4 protein-coding genes are annotated in these 4,106 nt (G+C 56.4%); 1 reads left to right on the top strand and 3 read right to left on the bottom strand.

The genetic code is table 11. The features are described 5' to 3' along the window. Positions 1–1,008, bottom strand: a 1,008-nt coding sequence (locus RTY00_RS21135) for a fatty acid desaturase (RefSeq protein ID WP_312666026.1), incomplete at its 3' end; no start/stop codon positions are given. Positions 1,009–1,212: 204 nt separating this feature from the next. Here RTY00_RS21135 and RTY00_RS21140 point away from each other — a divergent pair. Continuing rightward, complete coding sequence (locus RTY00_RS21140) at positions 1,213–2,235, top strand: LLM class flavin-dependent oxidoreductase (protein WP_312666027.1); 1,023 nt, start codon at positions 1,213–1,215, stop codon at positions 2,233–2,235. Positions 2,236–2,306: 71 nt separating this feature from the next. Here the strand turns inward: RTY00_RS21140 and RTY00_RS21145 are convergent, their stop codons facing one another. Together RTY00_RS21145 and RTY00_RS21150 are read right to left on the bottom strand one after the other, a co-directional pair. After that, the gene (locus RTY00_RS21145; RefSeq protein ID WP_008104763.1) at positions 2,307–3,134 is read right to left on the bottom strand and encodes a glycosyltransferase family 8 protein; all 828 of its coding nucleotides are present in this window, start codon (positions 3,132–3,134) and stop codon (positions 2,307–2,309) included. Between the two features lie 18 nt (positions 3,135–3,152). Further along, positions 3,153–4,106: D-arabinono-1,4-lactone oxidase (locus RTY00_RS21150; protein WP_312666028.1), on the bottom strand; the 954-nt coding region annotated here is incomplete at its 5' end.

Here is a 4,106-nt window from a genome sequence, read left to right on the forward strand (position 1 = left end):
GCCTGATGATTGATGTCGTACATCGGTAACGAAAGCGTGGGCATCCTGTGCATCCTTTTGCGTACCCGGATGGGCATTAACCTCGACCGATTTGCGCCAGAAGCGGGTTATCCACTCGCCATAACCGGCGACGCGAAAACCGTGATTACGCTGATGATAGCCATCGCGATACAGCAAATAGACTTTGCGTAATCCGTACCACGGCAAACCGGGCAAATCGTGATGTACAGAATGATAGTTGAGATTGAGGAACAGCAAGCGCCACGGCAGCGCGGCTTCGTTATTGACCGAGCGCGCCAGCGGTTCTTCTTCGGCGCGATGCTCGTAGAACGATCGCACTTTGGTCAGCATCAGCGCTGGATAACTCACCGCCAGCACGAACCACAGCGGCGAGAAGCCGTGCAGCGCCATCCAGTAAAACAGCACGCTCAATAAGCTGAGATGAATGATCCACATCGCCATCGCTGGTGTGTCGCGTTGCATAAATGCATTCACCAGGGTTTTGACGGTCGCGCCCATATCCAGCAGCGGGCCGATCAGCAAGCGGCCGGGAAAAGTATTACGCAGATGAATCACCTGCTGCTGCCACGGCTTGAGTTGCGCCCAGCGCGTTGGTGAAAGGTAGTAGGTTTCCGGATCTTCATCGGGATCGGTCAGCGTGTGATTGCGATGATGCGCCAGATGCGAATCGCGATATAAACCATACGGATACCACACCGCCAGCGGCAGCGTGCCGAACAGCTGGTTGAGCCGGGGGAAACGCGTTGGATGGCCGTGAATCAACTCGTGCTGCAGCGACATATACCAGGTGGTAAACAGGATCAGCAGCAGCGTGCTCAAGGTTAATCCCAGCGTTTGCCAGTAGACAACGCTGGCGAACCAGCCGCCGTAGACCGCCACCATCAATAGCCACGTCGGCAATTCGCTGCGCCACAGCCAGCTGCGCGCCAGTTGATGTATCACCTCGCGCTGTTGCGCGCTGAGATAGGCGGATGTCCCTTTACTCATAAAGAAGCCGAACCTGTGAACAGTGATTAGGCCTCTGACGATGATTGAACACCGTGATGAACACAAAGAATCTCTTTTTCTTACTTATGCAAAAAAGTTGATGAAGCGCGCGAAATCTATTGGCTATCAGTCACCTCGTCTGTGGCGTAACCTTGCTGCATTGAAAACGTTCGGGCCTGCGCGGCTCACGAGGAGAATTTCAGCATGAAAAAAATTGGCTTCTTATCCTTTGGTCACTGGACCCCATCGTCCCAATCCGCCACCCGTTCGGCGCAGGACGTCCTGCTGCAATCGATTGATTTAGCGGTCGCGGCTGAAGAGTTGGGTGCCGATGGCGCTTACTTCCGCGTGCACCACTTTGCGCGTCAGTTGAGTTCGCCGTTCCCGCTGCTGGCGGCGGTCGGTGCGCGTACCGAAAAGATCGAAATTGGAACCGGCGTGATTGATATGCGTTACGAAAACCCGCTGTATATGGCAGAAGATGCCGGTGCGGCGGATCTGATTTCAAATGGGCGTCTGCAGCTCGGCCTGAGCCGGGGCTCGCCGGAGCAGGTGATCGAAGGTTATCGCTACTTTGGCTTTGATCCGCAGAATGGCGAAAGCGATGCAGATATGGGCCGTCGTCATACCGAGGAACTGCTGGAAGTGCTGCGCGGTGAAGGTTTTGCGAAACCGAATCCGCAGCCGATGTTCCCGAATCCGCCGGGCCTGCTGCGCCTTGAGCCGTTCTCGGCCGGTTTGCGTGAGCGTATCTGGTGGGGTTCAGGTTCCAACGCAACATCAATCTGGGCAGCGCAGCAGGGTATGAACCTGCAAAGCTCGACCCTGAAAGATGATGAAACCGGCGAGCCGTTCCACGTGCAGCAGGCGAAGCAGATTCGTGCCTATCGTCAGGCATGGGAAGCAGCGGGCCATCAGCGTACGCCGCGTGTTTCGGTGAGCCGCAGCATCTTTGCGCTGACCAACGACACCGACCGCGCCTACTTTGGTCGCAGTGGACAGGATCAGGATTCGGTAGGTTTCCTCGACGAGAAAACCCGCGCCATCTTTGGTCGCAGCTACGCCGCCGAGCCGGATCAGTTGATCAAACAGTTGGCGCAGGACGAAGGGATTGCTGAAGCGGATACGCTGCTGCTGACCATCCCGAACCAGTTAGGCGTGGATTATTGTGCGCACGTGATTGAGAGCATTTTGACCCACGTTGCACCGGAGTTGGGTTGGCGTTAAGTCTAAGATCGCACCGCTTGTCGTAGGGTCGCCATTAATGGCGACCTGATACGCATGTTAAAAAATCAAACTCAGTCTGCCGCCAACTCCCACCACAGCTTATCCAGCGCGTAATAGCGGTCGCGTTCCGACTCGGGCTGATTCAAATCGCGTTTCCACGGTTTCGCCAGAATGAAGTGCAGGTTCTTCACCTCATCTTCACGCCACATCTTGCTGTGCTGGAACGGCAAGGTTTTCAGTGCGTTGTATTTATACGAAAGCGGCAGCCAGCGATCCTCGAACACTTCATTGAGTAAATCCTGCTCGGAGAACGGATAGCGACGCAAATCGGTAATGCCCGCCACTTTCTCCTGCAGCCACTCAAACACCGCCAGATCCGGCTTCAGCACCAGGAAACCGCCGTTCAGATAGCGATCGAGCGTTGACGGTGCCGGTTCGCCGCGATCCTGCCAGGTGTAATGACAGTTCTCCGGCTGCCAGCTGGCCGGATAGCTGGCGATCTTGTTGGGATTGCAGCGACAGGCGTGACACGCTGCCAGCGCATGCTTGCCCAGATCGAGCGTAAACAGCTCATCCATATTGCGCAGCACCAGCATATCGGCATCGAGAAATACCACGCGCTCGCAGTCAACCAGCTCCCACGCGCGCAGTTTGCTCCACACTTCACCGAACTGCGCCGAAGCGTAATGCTGCTCCAGTTCTGCATTCGGCATTAGCGGATCCACCGGATGGATTACGCAGCCCAGCGCCTGCAAGGCTTCACGCGTCTCCAGATCGATGGCGTCAGTGACCATCACAATCAGCGGCCAGCGGGTTTCACTGCGCTTCAGCGAGCGGTGCAGCGCCTTCACGCCAATAAAATAGTCTGGCTGCGTTAACAGCGTTACCCATGCAAACATGGTTTCTCCCCCTCAAACTTAATCAAACAAAGCAGTGACATAGCCATTGCTAAAACGGCGTTGTGGATCGAGTTGGTTGCGCACCGCGCGAAAAGCGTCCCACTGCGGATAGATATCGCGCCACTGATAGCGCTGCGGGTCGTAATATTTGCCCCAGTGCGGACGTCCGCCTTCGGCCGCCAGCAGCTTCTCGACTTCGGTGAGAAAATGCAGGCCATCCTGCGACAGCGAACCGTCATCGGCGTAATAGACCACGAAGCCGAAGAAGCAGGTGGCGTGCTGATACGCCGGACTGAGCCAGGCTTCAGACGCGCCGGTGCAACGCAGAATGATCGGATAGTGCATATGCGGATGATTCTCGGCATACCACGCTTTGATCTTGCTGATAATCTGCGGCGTTTTCTCCAGCGGCACGCCGATCTCAACGTTGATCTGCGGCACGGCAATACCGCGACAAAACAGCTGATAGATATCGCCACTGATGTCGGTGAAATCGCGGAAGCGCGTCACGGTGCGGAACTGTTTGCCGCCTTTGCCGTGAATCTGCGTATCGCGATGCATCTGCGCCAGCGTCTGGTCGATGGTGTCATTCAGGCTGCTGTCGGTGTCATCGCCATGCTCAATCACTTCACGCTGATTGGCGTGCCAGGCTTCAGCTTCTTCGTCGCTGGCCTCGTGCGCGTTCCATACGTGCATCAGGTTGTCATCGACAAACCACCAGGCTTTGCTCATCTCATACTGCTGATTCCACTCGATCAGATCGTTCTCCAGCGTATCGGCTGAGACGGCAAACTTGTGGCAGGTAAACAGGCGGAAAGGGCGGGTGCGCAGCGTCACGGCGGTAACAATGCCTAAAGTGCCGAGCGAAACCTGCGCGGCGGCGAAATCGGGCTCGCCGCGCACAAATTCACGCACGCTACCGTCGGCTAACACCATGCGGATGCGCAGCGCTTCATCGGCGATTGAGCTTTG

Source organism: Pantoea sp. CTOTU49201 (assembly GCF_032054795.1).
In the GTDB taxonomy this organism is placed as follows: Bacteria; Pseudomonadota; Gammaproteobacteria; order Enterobacterales; family Enterobacteriaceae; genus Pantoea; species Pantoea symbiotica.